Source organism: Hamadaea flava (assembly GCF_024172085.1).
GTDB lineage: Bacteria > Actinomycetota > Actinomycetes > Mycobacteriales > Micromonosporaceae > Hamadaea > Hamadaea flava.
This window is the reverse complement of sequence record NZ_JAMZDZ010000001.1, coordinates 8,218,124-8,241,129: the sequence shown is the minus strand read 5'-3', so window position 1 is coordinate 8,241,129 and position 23,006 is coordinate 8,218,124. Positions and strand designations below refer to the sequence as shown.

General features: G+C 70.6%; 25 protein-coding genes. 15 read left to right on the top strand and 10 right to left on the bottom strand.

Annotated elements, in window-relative coordinates:
• Positions 1-29 precede the first annotated feature (29 nt).
• From HDA40_RS38470 to HDA40_RS38455, 4 genes are read left to right on the top strand one after another with little or no spacing between them, the layout of a single operon-like run.
• Positions 30-1,157, top strand: coding sequence for a DnaJ domain-containing protein (locus tag HDA40_RS38470; protein WP_253762998.1), 1,128 nt, complete (start codon positions 30-32; stop codon positions 1,155-1,157).
• 4 nt (positions 1,158-1,161) lie between these two features.
• Positions 1,162-2,682 (top strand): Hsp70 family protein, encoded by a 1,521-nt coding sequence (locus HDA40_RS38465; protein ID WP_253762997.1) that lies wholly within the window; start codon positions 1,162-1,164, stop codon positions 2,680-2,682.
• Positions 2,679-3,137 (top strand): nucleotide exchange factor GrpE, encoded by a 459-nt coding sequence (locus HDA40_RS38460; protein WP_253762996.1) that lies wholly within the window; start codon positions 2,679-2,681, stop codon positions 3,135-3,137. Before HDA40_RS38465 ends, HDA40_RS38460 begins: the two co-directional genes overlap by 4 nt.
• 49 nt (positions 3,138-3,186) lie before the next feature.
• Complete coding sequence (locus HDA40_RS38455) at positions 3,187-3,501, top strand: hypothetical protein (protein ID WP_253762995.1); 315 nt, start codon at positions 3,187-3,189, stop codon at positions 3,499-3,501.
• A gap of 93 nt (positions 3,502-3,594) precedes the next feature.
• Here HDA40_RS38455 and HDA40_RS42385 read toward each other — a convergent pair whose 3' ends face one another.
• On the bottom strand, positions 3,595-4,509 hold the full coding sequence (locus HDA40_RS42385) for a ricin-type beta-trefoil lectin domain protein (protein WP_253762994.1): 915 nt from the start codon (positions 4,507-4,509) through the stop codon (positions 3,595-3,597).
• 33 nt (positions 4,510-4,542) lie between these two features.
• Positions 4,543-4,965, bottom strand: a complete 423-nt coding sequence (locus HDA40_RS38445; RefSeq protein ID WP_253762993.1) for a hypothetical protein — start codon at positions 4,963-4,965, stop codon at positions 4,543-4,545.
• Between the two features lie 297 nt (positions 4,966-5,262).
• Here HDA40_RS38445 and HDA40_RS38440 point away from each other — a divergent pair, with 297 nt between their 5' ends.
• Positions 5,263-5,718 (top strand): hypothetical protein, encoded by a 456-nt coding sequence (locus HDA40_RS38440; protein WP_253762992.1) that lies wholly within the window; start codon positions 5,263-5,265, stop codon positions 5,716-5,718.
• 36 nt (positions 5,719-5,754) lie between these two features.
• Here the strand turns inward: HDA40_RS38440 and HDA40_RS38435 are convergent, their stop codons facing one another.
• Positions 5,755-6,864 (bottom strand): LUD domain-containing protein, encoded by a 1,110-nt coding sequence (locus HDA40_RS38435; protein ID WP_253762991.1) that lies wholly within the window; start codon positions 6,862-6,864, stop codon positions 5,755-5,757.
• Between the two features lie 228 nt (positions 6,865-7,092).
• On the opposite strand from HDA40_RS38435, the gene HDA40_RS38430 reads away from it, so the two are divergent.
• A complete protein-coding gene (locus HDA40_RS38430; protein WP_253762990.1) occupies positions 7,093-7,845 on the top strand; it encodes a hypothetical protein in 753 nt (250 codons plus the stop codon).
• A gap of 135 nt (positions 7,846-7,980) precedes the next feature.
• Positions 7,981-9,237 carry an aspartyl protease family protein gene (locus HDA40_RS38425; protein WP_253762989.1) on the top strand — a complete coding sequence of 419 codons (1,257 nt, stop codon included), beginning with the start codon at positions 7,981-7,983 and terminating at the stop codon, positions 9,235-9,237.
• A gap of 119 nt (positions 9,238-9,356) precedes the next feature.
• Here the strand turns inward: HDA40_RS38425 and HDA40_RS38420 are convergent, their stop codons facing one another.
• Entirely contained in the window at positions 9,357-10,586 is a 1,230-nt protein-coding gene (locus HDA40_RS38420) for a serine hydrolase domain-containing protein (protein ID WP_253762988.1), read from the bottom strand.
• A gap of 143 nt (positions 10,587-10,729) precedes the next feature.
• Here HDA40_RS38420 and HDA40_RS38415 point away from each other — a divergent pair, with 143 nt between their 5' ends.
• The 7 genes from HDA40_RS38415 to HDA40_RS38385 all read left to right on the top strand — a co-directional run bounded on the left by HDA40_RS38415 (position 10,730) and on the right by HDA40_RS38385 (position 16,242).
• Positions 10,730-11,701 carry a magnesium transporter CorA family protein gene (locus HDA40_RS38415; protein ID WP_253762986.1) on the top strand — a complete coding sequence of 324 codons (972 nt, stop codon included), beginning with the start codon at positions 10,730-10,732 and terminating at the stop codon, positions 11,699-11,701.
• Positions 11,702-11,798: 97 nt separating this feature from the next.
• On the top strand, positions 11,799-13,052 hold the full coding sequence (locus HDA40_RS38410; RefSeq protein WP_253762984.1) for a cytochrome P450: 1,254 nt from the start codon (positions 11,799-11,801) through the stop codon (positions 13,050-13,052).
• Between the two features lie 57 nt (positions 13,053-13,109).
• The gene (locus tag HDA40_RS38405) at positions 13,110-13,850 is read left to right on the top strand and encodes an SDR family NAD(P)-dependent oxidoreductase (protein ID WP_253762982.1); all 741 of its coding nucleotides are present in this window, start codon (positions 13,110-13,112) and stop codon (positions 13,848-13,850) included.
• 41 nt (positions 13,851-13,891) lie between these two features.
• Complete coding sequence (locus tag HDA40_RS38400) at positions 13,892-14,620, top strand: sulfite exporter TauE/SafE family protein (RefSeq protein WP_253762980.1); 729 nt, start codon at positions 13,892-13,894, stop codon at positions 14,618-14,620.
• A 4-nt stretch (positions 14,621-14,624) separates the two neighbouring features.
• Complete coding sequence (locus HDA40_RS38395; protein ID WP_253762978.1) at positions 14,625-15,014, top strand: YkvA family protein; 390 nt, start codon at positions 14,625-14,627, stop codon at positions 15,012-15,014.
• Between the two features lie 18 nt (positions 15,015-15,032).
• Complete coding sequence (locus tag HDA40_RS38390) at positions 15,033-15,449, top strand: hypothetical protein (protein ID WP_253762976.1); 417 nt, start codon at positions 15,033-15,035, stop codon at positions 15,447-15,449.
• Positions 15,450-15,507: 58 nt separating this feature from the next.
• The gene (locus tag HDA40_RS38385) at positions 15,508-16,242 is read left to right on the top strand and encodes a YoaK family protein (protein WP_253762974.1); all 735 of its coding nucleotides are present in this window, start codon (positions 15,508-15,510) and stop codon (positions 16,240-16,242) included.
• On the opposite strand, the gene HDA40_RS38380 is transcribed toward HDA40_RS38385, so the two are convergent.
• Both HDA40_RS38380 and HDA40_RS38375 read right to left on the bottom strand, forming a co-directional pair.
• On the bottom strand, positions 16,225-16,509 hold the full coding sequence (locus tag HDA40_RS38380; protein ID WP_253762973.1) for a DUF2795 domain-containing protein: 285 nt from the start codon (positions 16,507-16,509) through the stop codon (positions 16,225-16,227). The two genes, HDA40_RS38385 and HDA40_RS38380, sit on opposite strands and share 18 nt — an antisense overlap.
• A 10-nt stretch (positions 16,510-16,519) precedes the next feature.
• Entirely contained in the window at positions 16,520-17,887 is a 1,368-nt protein-coding gene (locus HDA40_RS38375) for a sensor histidine kinase (protein WP_253762971.1), read from the bottom strand.
• A 19-nt stretch (positions 17,888-17,906) separates the two neighbouring features.
• On the opposite strand from HDA40_RS38375, the gene HDA40_RS38370 reads away from it, so the two are divergent.
• Positions 17,907-18,578, top strand: coding sequence for a response regulator transcription factor (locus HDA40_RS38370; RefSeq protein ID WP_253762969.1), 672 nt, complete (start codon positions 17,907-17,909; stop codon positions 18,576-18,578).
• Positions 18,579-18,676: 98 nt separating this feature from the next.
• Here the strand turns inward: HDA40_RS38370 and HDA40_RS38365 are convergent, their stop codons facing one another.
• The 4 genes from HDA40_RS38365 to HDA40_RS38350 form a co-directional block, all read right to left on the bottom strand.
• Complete coding sequence (locus HDA40_RS38365; protein ID WP_253762967.1) at positions 18,677-19,723, bottom strand: alpha/beta hydrolase; 1,047 nt, start codon at positions 19,721-19,723, stop codon at positions 18,677-18,679.
• 43 nt (positions 19,724-19,766) lie between these two features.
• Entirely contained in the window at positions 19,767-20,720 is a 954-nt protein-coding gene (locus tag HDA40_RS38360; RefSeq protein WP_253762965.1) for a hypothetical protein, read from the bottom strand.
• Positions 20,711-22,480 (bottom strand): phosphatidylglycerol lysyltransferase domain-containing protein, encoded by a 1,770-nt coding sequence (locus HDA40_RS38355; protein WP_253762963.1) that lies wholly within the window; start codon positions 22,478-22,480, stop codon positions 20,711-20,713. Before HDA40_RS38355 ends, HDA40_RS38360 begins: the two co-directional genes overlap by 10 nt.
• Positions 22,481-22,541: 61 nt before the next feature.
• Positions 22,542-22,937, bottom strand: coding sequence for an ATP-binding protein (locus HDA40_RS38350; protein ID WP_253762961.1), 396 nt, complete (start codon positions 22,935-22,937; stop codon positions 22,542-22,544).
• Positions 22,938-23,006: the final 69 nt, after the last annotated feature.

Here is a 23,006-nt window from a genome sequence, read left to right as displayed (position 1 = left end):
CCTGACTCGAGGACGGGGCTCCAGACTCGATGAACTACTACGACCTGCTCGGCATGCCGTCGTCGGCCACCCCTGCCGAGATCGAGCAGAAGATCAAAGAGGAGTACCGCAAGAACCAGCGCCGGATGAACCATGCCGACCAGGCCAAGCGCCAAGCGGCCGAGCGTCGCGCCGAGCAGTTGATGGAAGCCAAACGCGTCCTGCTCGATCCGGCCCAGCGGCAGGCACACGACCTGCGGCTGTCCGCCGCGCCGACCGTTGGTCCCGCCATGGTGTCCACAAACGACTGGCTGGCTGAGGCCGCGCAACGCATGGAGGCCGGCGACTACCACGGCGCGTTGTACTGCGCGAACGAGGCTCGTCGCGTACTCGGCGACGGCGTGGCCGCGGCGTGGCGGCTGATGGCGCAGGCCAACGGCAGTCTCGGCAACGCGCGCCAGGCGTTGTTCGAGGCGCGACGCGCGGTGTCCCTCGATCCGGCCGAGCCCGAGCACCACTACCTGGTCGGGTTGGCGCACACCGAGCTGGAACAGTGGGACGCCGCCCTCCAGGCGTTCGAGACGGTACGCCGCCTCGATCCCACGGCCGAATACGCCACCGTCGAATCGGCCGAAGTGCTCATGCGCTCCGGGCGCGGCGCGGCCGGACTGCAACTCCTCGAAACGCTGTACGCCACGGCCACCGATCCCGAGTTCGTCGGCGACGCCCTCGGATTCGCCCTGACCAACGCGGCCGAAATGGTCCCGGCCTATCGCGAGCACGACGGCTACACCGTCACCGCCCCGGCCGAGATCCATCAGATGCGGGCATATCTCTCCCGGGCGCGCCACGTCTCGACCGATCCGGAGCTGCACGGGCAGATCGACCAGATGGAGCAGTACCTGCGCGACTGCGAGGTGCGGCGGCTGCCGCCGGACGCCTGGATCCGCAGCTTCGGCGTCGTCAAGGTCAGCGGCGTCATAGCCGTGGCCCTGGCCCTGCTGTGTGTGTGCGGCAACACGACGGACGAGGTGGGGCCGGCCGTCATCGCCGGATTGCTCCTCGTCGGCTATCTCGCCGTGCTCGGGTTGGTGTACGCCGTGTCGCTGGAACCACAGTGGAAGACCAACCTGAAGGCCTGGCAGTTCGAGCAGGGCCAGTTCGGACCGTGGAGGTGACGCGATGACACAGGTGATCGGGATCGACCTCGGCACGACCTTCTCCGCCGCCGCGGCAGCCGTGCCCGGCGGCGCCCAGCCGGAGGTGCTGACCAACCGCGACGGCGACCGGCTCACGCCGTCGATCGTGCTGTTCGAGTCGCCGGACCAGATCCTGGTCGGCAAGCTCGCCCAGCACTCGATGGCCATGCAGCCGGAGGACTGCGTCCAATTCGTCAAGCGGCGGATGGGCGAGGCGAACCCGGTCTACGTCGATCAGCGAGGCAAGGAGTACCGGGCCGAGCACGTGTCGTCGCTCATCCTGCGCCGATTGGCTGAGGACGCCGCAGCCACGCTCGGAACACCGGTCCGGGACGTGGTCATCACCGTTCCGGCGTACTTCGACGACGCCCGCCGCAAAGCCACCCGAGACGCCGGTGAGCTGGCTGGGCTGAACGTGCTGCGGCTGATCAACGAACCGACCGCGGCCGCGCTGGCGTACGGGCTCAAGACCGGCGCGACCGGCACCTGTTTCGTCTTCGACCTCGGCGGCGGCACGTTCGACGTCACCGTCATGCGCGCCGCCGGTGGCACGGAGTTCGAGGTGGTCGCCACTGACGGCGATCGCAACCTGGGCGGCTTCGACTTCGACAACCGACTCATCGCCTACGTGCAAGGGCGGCTGACCGAGCAGGGCGGCCCAGACCTCGACGACGACCCGCAGCTGTCAGTCGACCTGCGGGAACGGTGCGAGGCAGCGAAGATTCGGATGTCCAGCGTCGCCGAGTCGACGATCCACCTCAGCGCGGGCGGCCGGGCATACCGGTTCCCGGTGACCCGCGACGGCTTCGAGTCGATGACGGCCGACCTGCTGGACCGGATCGAGATGCTGACCGAATCCGTGCTCGACCAGGCCGGGCTCACCTGGGCCGAGATCGACAAGGTACTGCTTGTCGGCGGCTCGACCCGGATGCCGATGATCCGGCAGCTGGTGCGACACCTGTCCGGCAAGGACCCCGAGCCGGGGGTCAACCCGGACGAGGCGGTCGCCATCGGCGCGGCGATCTTGGCCGGTCAGCTCCAGGCGGAGCAGGCCGGGCAGGCGCCGGCCATCCCCGTGACCGTCGTGGACGTCACCTCGCAGGCGCTCGGCGAGATCCTGCTCGACGAGGAGACGGGCCGCCGGGTCAACGTGGTGATCATCCCTCGCAATTCGCGCATCCCGTGCCAGCACGAGGCGTTGTCCTTCACGATCTATCACCACCAGGGCCGCATCGACATACAGGTCACCGAAGGCGAGGACGAGGATCCCGAGTACGTCGCGGTCCTGCACAGCACCCACATGGCCTTGCCCCCCGGACTGCCCAAGGGCGCGCCCATCCGCACCGTCATGTCCTACGACGTCGACGGCGTGGTCCACGTCGAACTGTTCGACGTGACCAACAACCGCTCGCTCGGCGAGATCGAACTCGACCGCCCGAACAACCTCAGCGCCGACGACCTGGACCGCGGCCGCGCCGCCCTGCGTACGCTGGGCCTGCAGTGACCCAGCCGACATCGGACCCCATCCAGGCCAAGCTGGATCACCTCCTCGACCTGTTCCAGCGCCGTTTGCTGGAGGACAAGACGGCCCGGCAGGCGCTGTCCGAGCTGACCGAACGTGCGCGGCGCGCCGAGGCGGGCCTGTTCCGGGAGGCGCTGCAGCCGATGGTCACGCAGGTGGCACGGGCCATCGACCGGCTCGACCAGTACGCCGGCCCCGATCCCGCCTTCGCCGAGTCGCTTCGGGACGAACTGCTGGACGTCCTTTCGGCCCAGGGCGTCCAGGAGATCGGAGTCGCGGACGGCTTCGATCCGGCCCGGCACGAGGCGGTCGAGACCGGTGCCGACCCCGACCAGCCCGATCGCGCGATCACCGGGCATTTCCGGCGCGGATACCACTACGGCGGCTGGGTCTTCCGTCCCGCCCAAGTACGCGTCAACCGGCCGCCCGCCGCCTGATCTGCGCATACTCCGGCGCAGGCCACGGCCGCCCGCATACGATCCGGTGGTGAACCAGTCAGTCGTCCACCCGGCCGTCCGCGAGCTGGTCGAGGCGATCAACACCGGCGACCGGCCGCGGTTCCTGTCGGCGCTGACGCCGGACGCCATCCTGTCCGACGACGACACCCAGCAGGACCTCGAGGAGTGGATCGACCGCGAGATCTTCACCGTCAACGGCCACCTCGACGTCGAGGAGCAGGACGACGACGGGCTGTCGATGATCGCCCGGTATCGCAACGACACCTGGGGCGAGATGCGTACGCGGTGGCGGTTCACGATCGTCGACGGCAAGATCGGCGCGATCGCCACCGGCCAGGCCTGAACGTCCTCGGTCGGCTCGGCAGGTGGCCGCGCGCGGTGAGCCCCGCGCGCGGCCGATCACGTCAGCTCCCGATTGCGTCAGCTGCGGGTCACGTCAGCTGCGGGTCCAGCGCTGGTACGCCTGGCCGTTGCAGTCGAACAGGACGAGCTGGGTGTTGTTGGCGGTCGCGCCGTTGAGCGGCGAGACGCACCGACCGGACTGCACTCCGGCGATGGAGCCGTCCGAACGCAGCGTCCACTGCTGGTTCGTGCTGCCGGAGCAGGTCCACAGGATGATCTTCGTGCCGTTGGCCGTCCCCGCGCCGTACGCGTCGATGCACTTGCCGAGGATCTGCAGCGCCGCCCCGCTCTGGGTGACGGTCTGGTTGGTCCCGCCGTTGCACGTCCACAAGATCAGCTGTACGCCGTTGGTCGTGCTGCCGTTGGGGTCGTCGAGGCAGGTGCCGGACGCCCCGTTCGTCAGCTTGAAGGTGGTCGAGGGCGGCGGCGTGGTGCCACCGCCGCCCTTGATCAGGAACAGGTTGTCGGCGACGTTGTAGTTGTTCGCCAGGTAGCTGCCCGCCGGCGGGTTGGTGTTGTAGTAGTCGTCGTGGTTGCAGTCGAGCCGGTTGTCGTGCGCCTGGTCGGTGCAGCGGTAGACCAGCGTGACGTCGTCGGCGTCCTTGTAGCACATCACGTCGTACTCGTCGACGCAGTGCGCGTGGCCGGACGCGTTGGGGGCGTTGTTGTTGACCGCGCCGAGGGTGTGGCCGAGTTCGTGCGCGGCGACACCCGCGTTCCAGCAGCCGCTGTCGGCTCGGGCGTACTCGGGGCCGACGTTGGACCGGTTGCTGTCGCTCTTGGTGGTGTCCCCGGCGAAGCCGCCGATGCCGCAGTAGATCGTCGCGTCGACGAACTGCAGATACTTGCGGTCCGTACGCGTGTAGCCGGCCGCCTGCACGGCGTTGAGCAGCGGGGCCCAGTCGTCGGCGTTGAGCGCCGAGTCGGCGATCTGTACGTCGCGGACCACCGGGCGGCACTGCCCGTTGACGGTCTCGGTGACCTAGCGGACGTGGCGTTCCCCGCCGGTCTCGGCCGCGCTCGCGTTGTAGATCGCGTCCACGCCTTCGGCCAGCGTGCGGAACGTCTCCAGGTATTGCGCGTACCGGCTGGTGGAGCCGTGGATGTAGAGGACCTCGACACGTTTGCCGCTGACCCCGTCGCCCTCGCAGACCGGCAGGGCCGAGGCGGTGAGGGACGCGGCCAGCGGGGCCACCGGGCGGTGGATGTCGAGGCCGGGCGGCGTGGCGTCCGGTCCGTGCGTGCACACGACGTGCCGGGTCGTGACGACGGCTTGCAGGCCCGCGTCACAGCTCTTCTCCGGAGCGGTACGCGCGGTGGCCGACATCGGCAGGCCGAAGACGAGCAGGATCAGGGCGTACGCGGCGATGAGCGCACGGTTGCGCACAGGGTGGCTTCCGGGCATGGGCGGCTTCCTTTCGCGGCGCTGAGGGATCCGCTGCGCACCCGGAACGCGCGGGATCTGACGCATTCGTCACGTCAGATATTGACGGATTTGCATCATGCCGCGCTATGGGAGCGCTGTCAACCGCTGGTGCTTCCGATCGCCCGGCTCGTCGGATAGAGTTTCGGCGTGCCCGTGCGGATCATGTTGACCCGGCGCGGCCACGTCGACTTCGGGCGCGTGGCCGCCGCCCTGTGTTGTCGCTGATCGACTTTCGCCCTCGTCGCATTCGATCCGCCGCACGCCCGAAGGAACCCCATGACCTCCTCGACCGTCGTCGAGACTGTCCTGTTCAGCGCCCTGGACGGCCGGCTGCGCTTCCGTACGCGCCGAGCCGACCTGCCGCACGGCGCACATCCCGACGCCCTCGCCCGGAGCCTCACCGGTCTGGCCGCTGGGCTGTTGCATTCGACGTCCTGGCGCTTCGAGGGCGGCCGCGTCATCCTCACGTACGCCGCCCTGCCCGATCCTGATCCGGTCCATACGCTGCCGCTCGACCCGTCGCGCCCACTCCCCTACGCCGCCGATCCGCTGGCCCCGGCCTCGGCGGTCGTCGACCTGGCGGACGTGGCGGCGCACGCCTGCCGGCATCTGGCGTACCTGCGGCAGACCGATCCCGTCGTCGCGCTCGCCGCGCTCGACGATCCGCAACTGTGGGACCTCGTCGCCGATTCGACCCCGGCGATGGGCGGGCTCCTCGTCCAGCCGGCCTGACGATTCGTCGGCCCGAGAGCCCGCCCATCGGTGGGCTCAGAAGCCGACCGCCCCGCGAATCAGCAGCACGGTGCCCCGGCCCGACTGGAGCTCGGCGTTGAGCACCAGCAGCCGGTTGATCGCGCTCGGCTGGCCGTAGACCTGCTGTGCCCGGGCGCTCTCCAGCGGCAGCGCGTGCTCCTCCAGCCGCCGCAGCGCGGTGCCCAGGTCGGGCACCACCTTCTGCGCCCCGACGATCCAGATCGCCTTGCCCGCCCCACCCGCGTACGCCGGGATCTGGCTGCCGCTCGCGGAGGCGACGACGAGCGAACCCGTCTCGGTGACCGCCGCGACGCTGCCCAAGACCACGTCAGGCGCGGCACTCAGCCGCCGGATCTCGTCCGCGCTCGTGGCCCGGTCCATCGCCAGCAGACGCGGCTTGAGCGCGTCGTACTTGTCCCCGCCATTGATGTCGTCGGCGATGCCGGACAGCCGCGTGGTCTCGCTGGCACTGGTGTAGACGCTGGCCCCGGCCGGGATCAACTCCGCCACCCGCGTACGCGCGGCTTCCAGGTCGTCGAGGATCTCGACGGTGAACCCGTTCTTCGTCAGCGCGGCCGCTGCCCGTTCCAGTGCCTCACCCGACGCGGCGACAGCGAACCCGCCGCCCACTACCTCGCCGGCGTTCGCCGCGTCGTCCGCCGTCGCTGCCTCCCGGACCGAACCTGGCGCGCCGCCCGCCAGCGGCGAGGTGTCCAGGTAGCGGACCTCGTACACCCGCTCCGCGAACTTCCAGCCGTCCGGGGTGCGCTGGTAGCGGTCGTGGTAGATCGCGAAGTTGACGCCCTCGTGGCGGCCGTCGAGCGTCCGCACGACCTCGTGGATGTAGGTCCGGCCGGTCGCGGTGTCCGCGTCCGCGCTGTCGAACTGGATGCCGCCCGGGTGGGAGTTCTGGATGAAGAAGTCCCACTGCGCCTGCAGCCGCTCTCCCCCAGACCGGATCGCCTCCGGCCCGATGAACTCGACCGGAACGTTCGGCATGCTCAGTACGCCGTCCGGCGTGAACAGGGCCGCCAGCCGCGGCCGATCACGCATCATCGCGGCGTCGGTGAACTCGCCCCGCAGCGCCTCGATCTCGACGCGGTCGGCGACGGTCTGCATGTCCATGGTGGTGCTCCCTTGCGTTATGGATCGTCATTTCCACCGACGACCCACCGCGCCGAACTGTCAGGCCGCTCCGCCACCAGACCCACGTGACGCCGATCACCCTCGCTCAGCGGCAGATCCTCACCCGGGATGATCATCCAGCTGGTGGAAAGCGGTCATCCACGAAAACGTTTCGATGTAATACTCCCGCGGTCGAACAAGAGTTCCGCAGACCACGGGGAGAAGACCATGACTGCGACGCAAGGCAAACCCCAGGCGGGCAACCTTTTCAGCGGGCTCGCCACCGCTCCGGGAGTGCTCGCGGCCGGGGCCGTCCTGGTGGGGCTGACCCTGTTCTGTTGCACGGATGGCTTGGCAGGAAAAGGTCTCGTCGTCGTGACTGTCGCGATCGGAGTCCTTGGTTTCCTCTTCGGACTGACCGGGGCGGGAACAGTGGCCCGCGACCGGGGCCGTGCTTTCGCCGTCGCGGTGGGCGTACCGCTGGCCCTGCTGCTCGGTGCGGCCGCGGCCGGAACCGTGGCCGGATTGGTCAGCTCGGGTGTGCACTTCCTCAACGAGTACGACTACGGCAAGGCTTATGGGCAGCCGGTTCAGGCCACCATCCACGACGACGCCGACTGCAGCTATTTCAAGAGCTTGCGGACCGAGGACAGCGACATCACCTGCGAGAAAGTGACCTGGCAAGTCGACGGCACGACCCAGACGGGCCCGTTGATGGTTCGCCTCCAGAACATCGAGGACGCCCACGCGGGCCGGACGCTTCCTGCTCACCTGCTGGACGGCACGGCGTACGCGGACGGTGACGGCAAGGTCCGCCCGGAGACGTTCTTCGGCCTGGTGCCGTGGTGGTTGGTGCTGGTGAGTCCGATCGTGGCCCTCCTCTGCTTCGGCGCCCTGGCTTCGCTGGGCGGCCCGGAGCCCGGGCCCACGCCGGAGCCCGCAGCCGACGAACCGGCCGCACCGGCTCCCGCAGCCGACTGACCAGCCGCACCGAGTCGCCGGTCGGACCAAACGACCGACGACCCGGTAGCACCCGACATCGGCGCAGCAAACGCTCACGAAACGCCCGCGCGGGTTGGATCTGGCGCAAGATCCCCCCATCCGAGGAGCGTTTCCATGACATACCACCGCCGCTCGATCCTGAAGGGCGCCGGCCTGGTCGCCGGGGCAGCGGTCGCCGGAGCCGCCTGGACGGAACCGGCGACCGCCGCAGCAGCAGCGGACCCCGATCAGCTATTCCGGGCGGGCCGGTTCGCCGCCGCCGACCACGCGTACGCACGACTGTTGCGAGCCGATCCGGGCAACGCCCACGCGCTGGCCCAACGTGGTTACCTCGCGCTGCTGTCCAACAAGTACGCGGACGCGGAACGGTTCCTGACTCCCGTGGCGGCCACCGACATCCGTTCGGCGCAGCGCCTGGCCGACTGTTACGTGCGCCAGGATCAGCATGCCCGCGCGATTCCGGTGCTTCAGTCGACCGGACGGCCGGGCGACGCCGCCACCGCCACCCAGTACGTCCACCTCGGCCCGAAGCCGTGGCAGATCACCGGAGCGCGGCGGACTCGCGTACCGTTCCTGGCGCTTGATCCGCTTCCGCATCTGGAGGCGTCGATCAATGGCGGGCCGGCGAAGCCGTTCATCGTCGACACTTACGGGACGCTGACGCTGACGCCGGAGACGGCCGCCGACGCTGGGCTGACGGCGGTCTCGACGGTCGTCGCCGTGGCGAACAACCGGCCCGTGACGCTCTACCTCGGCGTACTGGACTCGTTCCGGTTGGGCGACATCGAGATCCGGAACATCCCGGTGGCCTGGGTGGACGGGCAGCAGCTGGATCTGCCGGACGGCTCCACCCCGGCGGGGGTGCTGGGAACGACGCTGCTCTACCACTTCTTGTCCACGATGGACTATGCGAACGGCGAGCTCGTCCTGCGGCGCAAGGGCAGCCGGAACCCGGCCGGGCGCAACGATCTGCCGCTGTGGCTGGCCGGCGACCACTTCGCGTGCACCGTCGGCCGGTTGGGCAGCGGCGATCCCCACATCGTCACGCTCGACAGCGGTGGGATCGCCCACGGCTTCGAGACCACCGTCGAGTACGCCGAACAGACCGGGCTCACCGTCGATTACTCGAACCCGGAGCAGCAGAACGGCGTACCGGTGTATCCGGCGGTCGCCGGGCGGATGAGCCTGGGCCACGCGGTCGCGCGCGACATCCGCGGCGTCGCCGTCTCCGCGGTGTGGCCCGGCCTGCCCGGACCGGGGCTGGCGGATCTGCTCGGGTACGACATCAAGGCGAACTTCACCCACGAGTCCCTCAAGCAGTTCGCACTGACCTTCGACTACTCGGCGATGCGCCTGTCCGTCACCGGCTGACACGCGGGGCGCGCAGAGTCGACCTTGGCGAGTTTCGGCTGTCATGGCAACCGAAACTCGCCAAGATCACGAAGCCGCCGGCGACCAGCAGGATCGCGGAGCGACCGGCGACAAGAGGATCAGTCTGCGAGGGCTTGGTACACCGTCGTCCAGAAGTCGTGGATGGCGCGCGCCGCGTCCGGCACGGTCATCCCGACCTGGGTGAGCAGGATTCCGGTGAGCTGGTTGGCCGGGTCGGCGTACGTCGAGACGCCGCTGCCGCCGTCCCAGCCGAACTGGCCGACGGGCGCGTAGTCGCCCCGGTAGGTGCGGACGGCCATGCCGAAGCCCCATCCGCCGTGCTGCCCTTGGCCGAACGAGATGTGGACGTTGTCGCGACCCATCGCCTCGCGGGCCGCGAGTTGCTCCGCCGTCAGCCGGTTGGTCGTCATCAACTCGACCGCCGGTCGCGACAGGATCCGCTGCCCCCGGTGCATGCCGTCGTTCAGCAGCATCTGGAAGTACGCGTGGTAGTCGTCGGCCGTGGAGACGAGGCCACCGCCGCCGCCCTGGAACGCGGGCGGCTTGCTGTGGCGGCCGCCTTCGGCCGGGTCCCACACGTGGAACTCGCCGGACTGCGGGTCCGGCGCGTACAGCGGCGGGAGCCGGTCGATCTTGTCGGCGGACAGGTCGAACCCGGTGTCCTTCATGCCCAACGGCTCGAAGAGGCGTTCCTGCAGGAACTCCTCGAACGACTGGCCGGTGACCCGGGCGACGAGTACGCCGAGCAGGTCGCTGGCGATGTGGTACTGCCAGCGCTCGCCGGGCTGGTGCATCAGCGGAAGCGTGCCGAGGCGGCGCATCCACTCGTCCGGCTCGGGCATCGGCGTCGGGAGGTCGGGCGTGAGCCCTTGCTCGAAGACGGCGTTCATGACGGGGGTGCCCAGCGACGTCATGTCCATGCCGAGGCCGACGGTGGAGGTCAGCACGTCTCGCACGGTGATCGGCCGCCGCGCTGGCACCGTGTCGTCCAGCGGGCTGTCGATCCGCTTGAGGACCTGGCGGTCGGCCAGCTCCGGCAGCCATTGCTGGACGAGGTCGTCCAGCCGCAGCCGGCACTCGTCGAGCAGGATCATCGCGGCCGCGACGGTGACCGGCTTCGACGTCGACGCCATCCGGAAGATCGTGTCGCGGCGCATCGGCGTACCGCCGTCGTGCCGCATCGTCCCGAGCGCCTCGACATGGGTCTGGCCGCCTCGGCTGACCAGCGCGACCAGGCCGGGGATCCGCCCGGACTCGACGTGCCCGGTCAGCACCTCGTTCAGCCGGCGCAGTCCTGCTGCCGAGAAGCCTCGGTTGTTCTGTTCCATCGTCCAAGCTCCTTGTGTTCATCGGGCGGTATGCGAGCAACCTTGTCGGCTGCGGCTGTCACGGCCCTGTCATCGCCCTGACACGACGAGAAACGGACAATACGGGCGCAGCGGAAGGTCTGAACCTGTGGGAAGGTGAGGGCATGCCGCTGACCCGTCTCTACCGCGACGGCAAGATCGCCGCCCAGGGCTTCCCCATCGCCGAGGTCTCCGACCATCTGGCCGATCCGGCGTGCACGGTGTGGTTCGATCTGCTGCGGCCCACCCCCGACGACCTGCACTCGGTCAGCGAGGAGTTGGGCCTGCACCCGCTGGCGGTGGAGGACGCGCTCACGGAGCATCAACGGCCCAAGATCGACCGGTACGCCTCCCACCTGTTCGTCACGGCGTACGCGGTGAGGCTGGACGTGGAGACCGGGGAGCTGACGAAGACGACGGTGAACGCGTTCGTCACGCCGAACGCGCTGGTGACCATCCGGCCGGACGAGTCGTTCGACATCAACGAGGTCACCAGCCGGTGGGATCTGCTGCCGGCGTTGGCCAAGCACGGGGTGGCGTACCTGCTGCACGGGCTGATCGACTACGTGGTGGACACGCTCAGCGACGCGAGCGAGGCGCTGGACGAGCAGATCGAGGATCTCGAGGACGCCCTGTTCGACGACCGGCCGACGCAGTCCCGCGACATGCAGCGGCGTACGTATGAGCTGCGTAAGAGCCTCGTGCGGCTGCGTCACGTGGTGGTGCCGACGCAGGAGCTGGTCGACGGGTTGCGTCGGGAGGGCCGTGCCTTCGACGACGCCATGGAGCCGTACTACGAGGACGTCTACGACCATGCCCGGCGCGCGGTCGAGCGGGCGGACACGTTGCGGGAGCTGGTCAGCACGATTCTGGAGACGCAGCTGACCCTGCGGGGCAACCGGCTCAACGTGATCATGAAGCAGGTGACGAGCTGGGCGGCCATCATCGCGGTGCCGACCGCGGTGACGGGCTTCTACGGCCAGAACGTCCCCTACCCCGGCTTCGGGAGCCTGTGGGGTTTCATCCTGTCGAGCTCGATCATCGCCGTCTTGTCGGTGAGCCTCTACCTGCTGTTCCGTCGCCGCGATTGGCTTTGACCACGACGGTCGTCCCGTCCGGTGGGAAAGTTCCCGGCTATTGCCAATCCAACGATCAGGTTCCCCGTCAGGGCGAATGTCCAGTAGCGTCGCGCGGGTGAGGCAGCTGACGTCGCGCATCCTCGCCGCGGCGGCCCGGCGCTATCTGGGCCGCAAGGGCGGCTTCGACCTGGCCAAGGTAGGCATGCTGCCCGACCGCACGCTGGTGCCGTTGCGGCGGGCCGGGATCGATCCGGTGCCCGAGCTGGCCGCGATCCGTGACCAGGCTCCCGTGTCGCGGCTGCCGGTGCCGTTCGGGCTGAAGGTCTGGCTGGTCACCGGCTACGACGCGGCCAAGCAGGTGCTCGCCGACGGCGACGGATTCTCCACCGACTTCGCCAATCTCGCGCCGGGCGTCGCCGGGCCGGGCGGGCTGGGCTTCGCCGATCCGCCTGAGCACACGCGGTTGCGCAAGCTGCTCACGCCGGAGTTCACCATGCGGCGGCTGGCTCGCCTGACGCCGCGCATCCACGAGATCGTCGAGGATCGCCTCGACGCGATGGCCGCCGCGCCCGGACCGGTGGACCTGGTCGCGGAGTTCGCCCTGCCGATCCCGTCGCTGGTCATCTGCGAGCTGCTCGGCGTGCCCTACGCCGACCGGGCCGACTTCCAGCGCCTGGCCATGGCCCGCTTCGACGTCTTCGCGGGCGCGGGCGCGTCCCTCGGGGCCATCAGCGAGTCGCTCGACTATCTGCGTACCGTGGTCGAGGTTCAGCGCCGCGCACCCGGCGACGGGCTCATCGGCATGATCATCCGCGAGCACGGCGACGAGGTCACCGACGACGAGCTCGCGGGCCTCGCGGACGGCGTGCTGACCGGGGGCTTCGAGACGACCGCGAGCATGCTCGCGCTGGGGGCCCTGGTCCTGCTCTCGGATCCTGCGGCTTTTCAGCTGGTACGCACAACGGACGAGGCCGCCGCGCCCTTCGTCGAGGAGGTGCTGCGGCATCTGGCCGTCGTCCAGGTGGCCTTCCCCCGCTTCGCTCGCGACGACCTCACGATCGCCGGTACGCAGATCAGCCGCGGCGACGTGGTGATCGTCTCGTTGTCGGGGGCCAACCGCGATCCGGTGCTCGGCCCGAACCTGGAGCACCCCGATCCCACCCGTACGCCGACCTCGCATCTGGCCTTCGGGCACGGACTGCACCGCTGCATCGGCGCCGAGCTGGCGAAGATGGAGCTGCGGGCGGCGTACCCGGCGCTGGTCCGGCGCTTCCCCGGCATGCGGCTGGCCGTCGAGCCCGCCGAGCTGCGCTTCCGTCCCGCGTCCATTGTGTACGGGGTCGAGTCGCTCCCGGTGCGGCTCGGCTGAACTGCCGCGTCCGATCCTCGCCAGACGCTCGGCTTCAGGCGTACCAGTCTAGTGATCATGAACGCACTGAACAGCAAGGTAGCCCTCGTGACCGGCGGCGGACGGGGCATCGGCGCGGCCGTGGCCCTGCGCCTGGCGCAGGACGGCGCCGACGTGGTGATCACCTATCAGCGGGACGCGCAGGCCGCCGAGAATGTCGTGAAGCAGATCGTGGCGCTGGGCCGGCGCGCGGCCGCGCATCGCGCGGACAGCGCGGACCCGGCCGAGGTCGTCGCGGCGGTCGACGCCGCCGCAGCCGAGTTCGGGCGGCTCGACATCCTGGTCAACAACGCGGGCGAGTTCCGGCTCGGCCCGATCGAGGAGCTGACCCTCGCCGACTTCGAGCAGACCGTGGCCGTCAACGTCCGGGCCCCGTTCGTCGCCAGCCAGGCGGCGCTGCGGCACCTGACCAGCGGGGGCCGCATCATCATGATCGGCAGCAACGCGGCCGAGCGGGTGGTGTTCCCCGGCTTCTCGCTGTACTCGCTGAGCAAGACGGCGCTCACCGGTCTCACCAAGGCGCTCGGCCGGGAACTCGGCCCGCGCGGCATCACGGTGAACCTGGTGCACCCGGGCGCGACCGACACCGAGCTGAACCCGGCGGACGGTCCGAACGCGACGGTCGTCAACGGGTTCACCGCCACGGGGCACTACGCCGACCCGGCCGACATCGCGGCGGCGGTGGCGTTCCTCGCCCGCGCCGACAGCCGCTACGTCACCGGCACGTCGATCAGCGTCGACGGCGGCTTCACCAGCTAAAGGGGTCGATCGGCATCCGGCCGCTGTGGCACTGTGGCCGGATGCCGATCGACTGGCCGGTGCTGCTCGGCGCGTCCGCCGCCGCGTACGCGCTCGCGCTGCTCTCTGCGGTGGCCGGGTTCGGCGGCGGCGTATTGCTGCTTCCGGTGTTCACCGCCTTGTTCGGGCTGCGGACGGCGGTGCCGATGCTCACCCTGACGCAGCTGTCGAGCAACGGCGCCCGGGTCTGGCTCAACCGCCACGACCTTCGGTGGCGGCTCATCGGCTGGTTCGCCCTCGGGGCGGTCCCGTTCGCCGTGGCGGGCGGCATCCTGCTCGCGCACGCCCCGCTCAGCCCGCTCAAACGGGTCCTCGGCGGTTTCCTCATCGGACTGGTCGGGTGGCGGCGCGTACGCCCCCGGCCGGGCAAGCCGAAGGACCCCGTCTTCGCCGCGGTCGGAGCCGCGTCCGGGTTCGGCTCCGCTCTGCTCGGCTCGGTCGGCCCGTTGACCGCGCCGTTCTTCCTCGCTTATGGGCTGGCTCGGGCGGCGTACATCGGGACAGAGGCGGCCAGCGCGCTGACCATGCACCTGGCCAAGCTCACCGCGTACGGGACGGGTGACCTGTTGACCCGGACCGTGCTGCTCTACGGGCTGGCGCTGACTCCGGCGGTGCTCGCCGGGGCGTGGACGGGCAAGAAGATCCTGACCCGGGTCAGCGACCGGGTGTTCGTGCTGCTCGTCGAGGCTGGTCTCATCGTGTCGGGATTACTCTTCCTGGGAGGGATGTGATCACATGCGGGACTGGCTGATCGGGCTCGGCGTCGCGATCGCCGTCGTCATCGCTTCGTGGGGCGTCCTGATCTTGCTGGCCAAGCGGCTGCCGCCGGGCGTGCTGCGCGATCTCGCGGCGTTCATCCCCGACTGTGTGACGACCGTCCGCAGGTTGCGCAAGGACCCGCGGGTGCCGCGCAAGGCGAAGATCGCGATCGTGTTCGCCGGGATCTGGGTGGCCAGCCCGATCGATCTCATCCCCGAGTTCATCCCGGTCATCGGCCCGCTGGACGACATCATCGTGGTGGCCTTGTGCCTGCGGTACGCCGGCCGCCAAGTCCCCCGTGACGTGCTGCTGGCGGCCTGGCCGGGCGAGCCGCGGTTGATCGAACGCCTGCTCGGTCCGGTTTAGCCGGTTTAGCCTGAGGGTATGCCCGCACCCGTGGATCTGGCTGTCCAAACGCGTCCGCACGCCGTCGTCGAGTTCGGGGTGGTCCCCGAGTTGGTCTTCGAGTCGTTGACCGATCCCGGCCGGGTCGCCCGCTGGCTGCCCGAGCCGTTGCGCCTCGACGAGGACGGGCCGGGCCTGCTGCGCGTACGCCTGCACACGCCGGACGTGGACGGCACCGGCGACCCGGGACTGCGGCACCAGCGGGTGCTGCCGGTCGCCACCGAGTCCGGCGACGCCTGGTACGCCAACCTGGTGATCACGCCGCTGCCGGACGCTCGGAGCCGGGTGGACGTCGGGGTGCTCGGCGAGTGTGACCACGAGCGGGTCGACGCGTTCCTCAAACATGCCGTCGCCGCCGTCCGCGACGATATCGCCGAGAGCTTCACGCCCGGCTGATCCCGGCCGTCGGCCCGATATGCCGTACATCGTCCCGAGAATGACCGACGATGGCGGTATGAGCCTTCGTGAGGCGTGGCACACGATCTCGCCGCCGCCTGACAGCGACCACGGTCCGCTGCCCCCGATGCTGGTGCTGCTGACCGTGGGCACCGGACTGGTCGACGCGTTCAGCTATCTCGCCCTCGGGCACGTCTTCGTGGCCAACATGACCGGCAATGTCCTGTTCCTCGGCTTCGCCCTGGCCGGCGTCGGCGAGTTCGACGTGTGGCGGTCATTGCTCGGGTTGGCCGCGTTCACCGCCGGCGCGGTACTCAGCGCGCGTACGATGCGCCGATTCGCCCCGCATCGCGGTCGCATGGCGTTGCTCGCCATGCTGGTTCAGGTGCCGGTGACGGTCGCCGCCGCGATCGTCGGGCTCGCCGCGGCGCACCCGTACACCGGAGTCCCCGCCGCCGTGCTGATCGGCGTGCTCGCTGCGGCGCTGGGCTTCCAGAACGCCGCCGTGCGGGCGTTGGGCGTACCGGATCTGACGACGACCGTGCTGACGAGGACGTTGACCGCGATCGCGGCCGAAAGCCGCTGGGCCGGCGGACCGGGCGGGCGTTCGGGGCGCCGGATGGTCTCGATCCTCAGCATGTTCGCCGGCGCGTTCGCGGGCGCGCTGCTGGTCGATCGAGGCCATCCGGACTGGGTGCTGGTCGTCGCCTCGATCGTGCTGGCGTTCGTGGCCGTCACGGCGGTACGCGCCGCGCGGTCGACGCAACGCTGGGCGTCAGCTCACGTCGCGTAGGTACTCCGCGACCTGCCGGCTGTGCTTGGACCGGGAGTGGGCCGCCTTCTCCGACGGCGTCAGGCCCTCTTCGTCGACGGTGGGCAGCCGGACCGAGCGCAGCACTTCGGCCAGGTTGTCGTAGGTCGCCAGCGGCAGACTGTGCAACGCCCGGCGGGTGTCCGGGTCGGCGCCGTACTGGAAGGCGTATTCGACGATTTCCTGCTGCGTACCCGGGAATTTGAACTCGGCCAGGGTCTCTTTGACAAGCTCGTACGGATCAGCCACGTAGGCCAATCTACGCCGAGTCCGACAAATCGCGACCCGAATCCCGCGCGGAAGACAGCCGCACCTCGACGTGCGCGCCGCCGAGCGGAGAGCTGTTCGCGGCCACGACCGACCCGCCGTGCGCCCGGGCGATCATGTCGACGATGGTCAGGCCCAACCCGGTCCCGCTCGAATCGTGCCGGGGCACCGAACCGGGTTCGGGGAACTGCACGGGCAGCATCGCGGCCGGGAATCCGGGCCCGTCGTCGTCGACCGTGATCACGACCGTCTCGGGCTCCTGGCCGCGTACTCCCACGGTCACCTGCCCGGCTCCGGCCTGCGCGGCGTTGGCGACGAGGTTCGTCACCACCTGATCCAGGCGAACCGGATCGAGGTCGCCGACCAGTTCCTCGCCCACCACCCGCAGACTCAGCGAATAGGTCCCGGCCACCCGTCGCGCGGTCGCGCGTACCCGGTCGGTCACATCGGTGGGCATCCGCTCCAACGGCAGCTGCCCGGCCCGCGCCCGGGCCAGCGTCAGCATGTCCGCGGTCAGCCGGGCCAGCCGGTCGGCCTCCCGCAACGCGCCCCGCAATGCCTCCTCGGCCTGAGCGTCGCCCCCGGCCAACCCCAGCTCCAGCTCCGCCCGCAAGGCCGCCACCGGGGTACGCAGTTCGTGCGCGGCCGCGTCCAGGAACGTGCGCTCCCGCTTCGTCGCGGCCGCGATGCGGTCGAGCATCCCGTTGAGCGTACGCGCGAGGGACGCGATCTCGTCCTCACCGGGCGGCACCGGCAACCGCCGCCCGGGGTCGGCCGTGCTGATCTCCTGCGCCTCCGCGGTCAGCCCCGCGACCGGCCGCAACGCCGAGCCCAGCAGCCGGCGTACGCCGAGGGTCAGCAGCACCAGCAGGATCGGCAGGCCGAGGGCCAGCCCGGTGATGAGCCGGCGAGCCGCGGTGTTCACGGTGTCGAGGCTGGCCCCGGCGACGGCCACCTTGCCGTCCGGCAGCGGCGTCGCCACGAGCACCGCGTCGTCGCCGAGGCCCGCGACGTTCCGGTGCACGACGAGCTTCTCCTGGCGCGCCTCGGCCAGCTCGGCGGGGTCGAGCACCGGGGTCGCCGGGGCGGCCGACGATCGCACGGTCACCTGCCCACCATCGATGACCTGGGCGTACGGGTCCTGCTCGACCGGGGTCAGGTCGCCTGCCCGGACCGCCGCCGCGAGGTCGCCGACCCGGGCGGTCACCTCGTCGGTGTCGCCCTGACGCAGGTCGCTGGCGAACAGCAGCGAGCCCACGACGCCGAACCCCGTCAGGGTGACGACGAGCGCGAGCAGGTAGACCGCCGTGATCCGGCCACGCAGCGAGCCGGGTAGCCATCGCCAGAACAGCGCCTTCACCCGGCGTACGGTAGTCCGCGTGCGGCTGCTACTGGTGGAGGACGACACGACGCTGGCCGGGGCGCTGCGACGGGGACTGATCGGCGAAGGGTACGCCGTCGACCTCGCCGTCTCGGGGACGGAGGCGTTGTGGGCCGCGCGCGAATTCGCGTACGACCTGATCGTGCTGGACCTGACGATTCCCGGCGCCGACGGCGTGACCGTGACCCGCACGTTGCGGGCGGAGGAGCGCTGGACCCCGATCCTGGTGCTGACCGCGCGCGACGCGGTGGCCGATCGGGTGACCGCGCTGGACGCGGGCGCGGACGACTACCTGATCAAGCCGGTGGCCCTCGCTGAGCTGTACGCGCGAGCGCGGGCCCTGACCCGCCGCGCGCCCAGCCAGCGGCCGGCGGTCCTGGAGCTGGCCGGCATCACCCTGGACCCGGCGCGACGGACGGTGACCCGCGACGGGCAGCCGGTGGCGCTGTCGGCCCGGGAGTTCGCGCTGCTGCACGAGCTGATGCGGCATCCCGATCAGGTGCTGACACGGACCTACCTGATCGACCAGCTGTGGGACAGCGACCAGCTGAACGGGTCCAATGTGGTCGACGTGTACATCCGCTACCTGCGGGAGAAGGTCGACCGCCCGTTCGCCCAGGACACCATCCAGACAGTACGCGGAGCGGGGTACCGGTTCGGCACCTCCTGACCTCACTCTTGGCCCGACTCTGCGCCGGCTCATCGGGGCAGGCTCATCTGCGGGCCCATTGGCGCGGCTCACTCGGGCACCGGCTCATGGGGACCGGCTCATTCGGGGCCGGCCAGCCAGGAGGCGAGCCAGTCGAAGGCCGGGGCGGCCATCTGGCGCCACACCTTGCGGCTGTGCCCGCCGACCGGAATCGTCGCGGTGGTGATCCGCAGCGGCGGCTTCGCGGCCTCGGCGAACCGGCGGAGCTGGACGTATCCGGGCCGGTCGTCCGCCGCGGTCGCGATGTACAGCGACATCGACGGCACCGGCAGCGACGTCGCCCGCCACAACGGCGAGTTCTCCAGCCTCGTCTGCGGCGAACCCCGGTACAGGTCGCCGGTCGTGCGGTCGGTGATCGCCGAGAAGTAGCCGGACAGGCTGGCCGCGGCGGCGTACCGGTCGGGGTGGCGCAACGCGAGATTCACCGCGCAGAAACCGCCGGTGGAGTAGCCGATCAAGCCCCAGCCCGCCGCGTCGGAGCGTACGCGGAACTGGTGCTCGACGGCGTCGGGCACGTCCGTCGTCAGGAAGGTGTCCATCGCCGGGCCGCCGACGGCGTCGACACATTCCAAGTCCCGTTGGGCGGTCTGCGTCTGGGTCGGGAAGACCACGATCATCGGCGGTATGCGCCGCGCCGCGATCTCCTGATCCAGCACCTGCTGGGCCAGCAGCGAACGCAGCCAGACCCGGGGACTGCCGGGGAACCCGTCGAGCGCCTCCACCACCGGCAGCCGCCGGGTCTCGGTCGCGTACCCGGCCGGCAGATACGCGTACGCGGGCAGGTCGATGTGGCTGGCCTTGCCGTGCACGGTGAACGAGACGATCTGGCTGTGCGTGGCGTCGGCCGGCGGCTGTGCCATCGCCACCGGCTCGTCGGCGGACGCCATGCCGAGCAGATCCGACCAGGAGCCGTACAACTCGAACGTCCGATCCACCGCGACGAAGCCCGCCGCGACGGAGGTCACGAGGCAGGCGACGACCGCTGTCACCCGAAGGGGAAGAGCCGCCCGGCCGCGCAGCCGATCCCAGCCGACCGCCGTCGCGATCGCGACCAGCACCGTCGCCGCCAACGCGACGACCTGAGTCACCTCACCGTCCGGCGCCACCCCATCCCCCTCCCCCCGCTCGCCCCGCCGATCGGCGCGTTGATCATGGAGTTGACCGTGGTGTCGGCGGTGTGTCGTGACCGGAAAGTCCATGATCAACGCCCAGCCGGTAGACGGTGGGCGTCGCCGAAACCGGCGGCGAGACGGACTGCGGCGAGACGGACGGCGCAGGCAGGGGCGTCAGCGCGACCGGTGGCCGCAACGGCGGCGGGGTCTGCGTGCCTGCCCAACGCAGCGCGCCGGTGAGGTCGGGGCCGGTCCACAGCCGGGTGCGGACCGCCGACTGTGCCCTGTGGACAGTCGCCTGATCCGGTTGCGGGGTCAAAGCCAGCGCGACGAACCGCTGCTGGCCCGCCTGCCAGAGGCTCAGAGCCGCCGAGCCGGACCCGACGAGCGCCCAGCCGTGACCCAGCACCGGCAGCGTGGCGGGCAGGTCCCGGCCCAGCCCGATCGCGAGCACCGGGATCGGGGTCTTCGGGCCGAGCCGGACGAAGACCAGGGCCACGGGTTCACCCGCCGCCCTGGCCAGCCCCGGAATCGCGGCGTCGGTGGGAACGGCGGCCGTCGACTCGACGACGATCACCGGGACTGCGAGGCCGTCCTCCTGGAAGGACTCCGGCGGGAGGTACGCGACCGGTGACCCGGCCAGGCGCCAGGCGCGCTCCCCCGCCGGATGCCAGGGGAACACCAGGCCGTTCTGCCGTCCCGACGCCGCCTGCGCGGCCAGCTCCGGGCTGAGGCGTACGGCCTGGGTGGTGGACTGCTGGATCGGAGTGGTCTCGCCGCGCAGCGACGCCCAACTCGGGTAGAAGTCGCCGGCCCGGTTCACGGTCAACCCGATCGAGGCCAACAGCAGGGTCTCGGCCACCACAATGCCGGCGACCCGCAGCACGACGAGCGGGCCGCGCAGCCGCCGCCAGAGCAACACCAGACCGGCCAGGGCGGCGGCAGTGGCGACGAAGGCCACGGCGAGCAGCGTGAGACTGGTCAGCCCCACGTGGCCACCTGTTTCGCGGTCGCCACCTCGGGCAGCGTACGCGGCCGCAGCCGGATCGGCGGCATGGTCAGGAACGCCTCGGCCCGCAGCGCGGCCAGACCGATCCGGGGCAGGTCCGCCATCGACGGATAGCAGAGGTATCGCGGCTGCCACCTCGGCAGGTACTTGGCGTTGGCCCGGTACAGCGATTCGAGCTGCCAGTAGCGCGAGGCCAGCATCAGGACGTGGTACCAGAGGCGCAGCACCGGCCCGGCGCCCAGCCGGTCGCCTCGGGCGAAGACCGACCGCAGCACGGCGAAGTTCAGCGACACGCGACTGACTCCGAGGTCGGCCGCCTGCCGAAGCACCGTGACCACCATGTATTCGATCAGCCCGTTGTCGGCCGCCCGATCCCGACGCATCACGTCCAGCGACAGCCCGTCGTCCCCCCACGGAACGAACTGGAGCAGGCCGCGCAGCCGGCCGTCGGCATCCCGGGCCAGCACCAGCAGGCAGTCGCCGTCGGCCGGATCGCCGACCCGGGACAGCGCCATGGAGAAGCCGCGTTCGACCTCGCCGTCGCGTAACTGGTGGCAGGCGCGCCGGGCCTCGGCGAGCATGTCCGGCGACAGATCCCGCTGCCGGGCCAGGTGGCAGGTGTAGCCCGCCCGTTCGACCCGGCCGACCGCTTGGCGTACGGCCCGCATCGAACGACCGTCCAATGCGAACTCCGCCACGTCCACCAGCGCCTCGTCGCCCAGTTCGATGGCGTTCAGCCCCTGCTTGGCGTACGCGAGACCAGCCCGTTCGCCGCAGCCGAGCACCGCCGGCGTCCACCGGTTACGGCGGCAGTCGGCGAGCCAGGCCTCGACCGCACCCGGCCACGCCTCGGGATCGCCGATCGGATCCCCCGACGCGAGGCTGACCCCCCAGATCACCCGGTACGCCACCCCGGCCTTGCCGGTCGGCGACCAGATCACCGACTTGTCCGGCCGCAGCGCGAAGTAGCCGAGCGAGTCCTGGCGGCCGTGCGTGGCCAGCAACCGGCCGATGCGTTCGACGTCGTCCGGCGTATGCCCCGGGCGGCGGCCGAGCGGGCGCAGCAACAGCACCAGGGCGACGGCCGCCGCAAGCAGCCCCATCGTCCCGGTGGTCAGCGACACCGCGTCGGCCACCGCCGGGCGGGTGAACCGCAGTGGGCCGGTAACCCCCACCATTCCCTCCGCGGCGTCGACCACCCAGAGACGCGGCGACTGGCCGGGTTCGAGGGCACGGGACCGGACGGCGATCTCCGCCACCCCGACCGCCAGGCCCGCTGCCCCGAATCCGGCCAGCGCCGCGAGTGCCCGCCATCGGCTGGTCCGTTCGACGGCCGCGCAATAGTCCCGCCGGCCGCCCAGGAGAGCGGCCAGCAGGCCCGCCGAAATGGCGGCCGCGTCCAGATCCAGCCCCTTCAGCACGTTCAGCGCCGCGCTCACCAAGGCCAGGGCGACCGCCAGGAACCAGGCCTCGCGAGTGCGACGCCGCAGCCCGACGCTGAGATAGATCAGCAGGAGGCCGACGGCCGCGGTGGCGGCCCGGGCGGTCTGCACCCCGGTGAGGGGCACGACCTCGGTGAGCAGGCTCAGCCGGTATCGAGCCGGCGGCAGCAGAACGGTCAGCAGGTCGACGACACCGGCGAGAGCCAGGAACCGTGCCGTCCAGCGAACGCTGGAGGGCACCCGCGCCGGGGGACGGCGCTCGGTCACCGGCTTGCGCCGGGCGTCGGAGGAATCGGGCACGCTCCAACCTTGCCCAGAGCCTGATGAGAAGACGATGAGAACTTCCGCCCATCCCAGCGGGCTAGATGCCCAGGGGGCAGGGGCGCAGGACCGCCCAGACTCGCTTGCCGCGGTGGTAGCGCTGCACGTGCAGCCGGGCCGTGAGGTCTTCGACGATGGCCAGCCCGTGTCCGCCGTCGACGGTGGCGACTCGGCGCACCGGGACGGTTGAGGAGGTGTCGGCGACGCCGATCCAGACCACTCGGCCGCCGCGCAGTTCCAAGCTCAACTCGACGCAGCCGTCGGCGTGGATGACCGCGTTGGAGACCAGTTCACTGATGACCACGGCGGCGTCGCCGAGCCAGGTCTCGTCGGTGCAGCCCCAGCCGATCAGGACGGGTTTGGCGCCGTGCCGGGCGGCCGCGGGCGCGGTGTGGTCGAGCGGCAGCCGGAGGTACGCCGAGGTCGTAATCACCATCCCTGCCTCCGTCACGTTCCGTCGCCTCATCCTCGCCGATGGTGAACCAGGCGGCAAGTCGCGTGCGCC

Bases quoted from the DNA above. Each gene is read 5' to 3' on its own strand.
- HDA40_RS38470 (WP_253762998.1), top strand. From the start codon at position 30: ATGAACTACTACGACCTGCTCGGCATGCCGTCGTCGGCCACCCCTGCC.
- HDA40_RS38465 (WP_253762997.1), top strand. From the start codon at position 1,162: ATGACACAGGTGATCGGGATCGACCTCGGCACGACCTTCTCCGCCGCC.
- HDA40_RS38445 (WP_253762993.1), bottom strand. From the start codon at position 4,965: ATGCCCGGAAGCCACCCTGTGCGCAACCGTGCGCTCATCGCCGCGTAC.
- HDA40_RS38440 (WP_253762992.1), top strand. From the start codon at position 5,263: ATGACCTCCTCGACCGTCGTCGAGACTGTCCTGTTCAGCGCCCTGGAC.
- HDA40_RS38435 (WP_253762991.1), bottom strand. From the start codon at position 6,864: ATGGACATGCAGACCGTCGCCGACCGCGTCGAGATCGAGGCGCTGCGG.
- HDA40_RS38430 (WP_253762990.1), top strand. From the start codon at position 7,093: ATGACTGCGACGCAAGGCAAACCCCAGGCGGGCAACCTTTTCAGCGGG.
- HDA40_RS38425 (WP_253762989.1), top strand. From the start codon at position 7,981: ATGACATACCACCGCCGCTCGATCCTGAAGGGCGCCGGCCTGGTCGCC.
- HDA40_RS38420 (WP_253762988.1), bottom strand. From the start codon at position 10,586: ATGGAACAGAACAACCGAGGCTTCTCGGCAGCAGGACTGCGCCGGCTG.
- HDA40_RS38415 (WP_253762986.1), top strand. From the start codon at position 10,730: ATGCCGCTGACCCGTCTCTACCGCGACGGCAAGATCGCCGCCCAGGGC.
- HDA40_RS38405 (WP_253762982.1), top strand. From the start codon at position 13,110: ATGAACGCACTGAACAGCAAGGTAGCCCTCGTGACCGGCGGCGGACGG.
- HDA40_RS38400 (WP_253762980.1), top strand. From the start codon at position 13,892: ATGCCGATCGACTGGCCGGTGCTGCTCGGCGCGTCCGCCGCCGCGTAC.
- HDA40_RS38395 (WP_253762978.1), top strand. From the start codon at position 14,625: ATGCGGGACTGGCTGATCGGGCTCGGCGTCGCGATCGCCGTCGTCATC.
- HDA40_RS38390 (WP_253762976.1), top strand. From the start codon at position 15,033: ATGCCCGCACCCGTGGATCTGGCTGTCCAAACGCGTCCGCACGCCGTC.
- HDA40_RS38385 (WP_253762974.1), top strand. From the start codon at position 15,508: ATGAGCCTTCGTGAGGCGTGGCACACGATCTCGCCGCCGCCTGACAGC.
- HDA40_RS38350 (WP_253762961.1), bottom strand. From the start codon at position 22,937: ATGGTGATTACGACCTCGGCGTACCTCCGGCTGCCGCTCGACCACACC.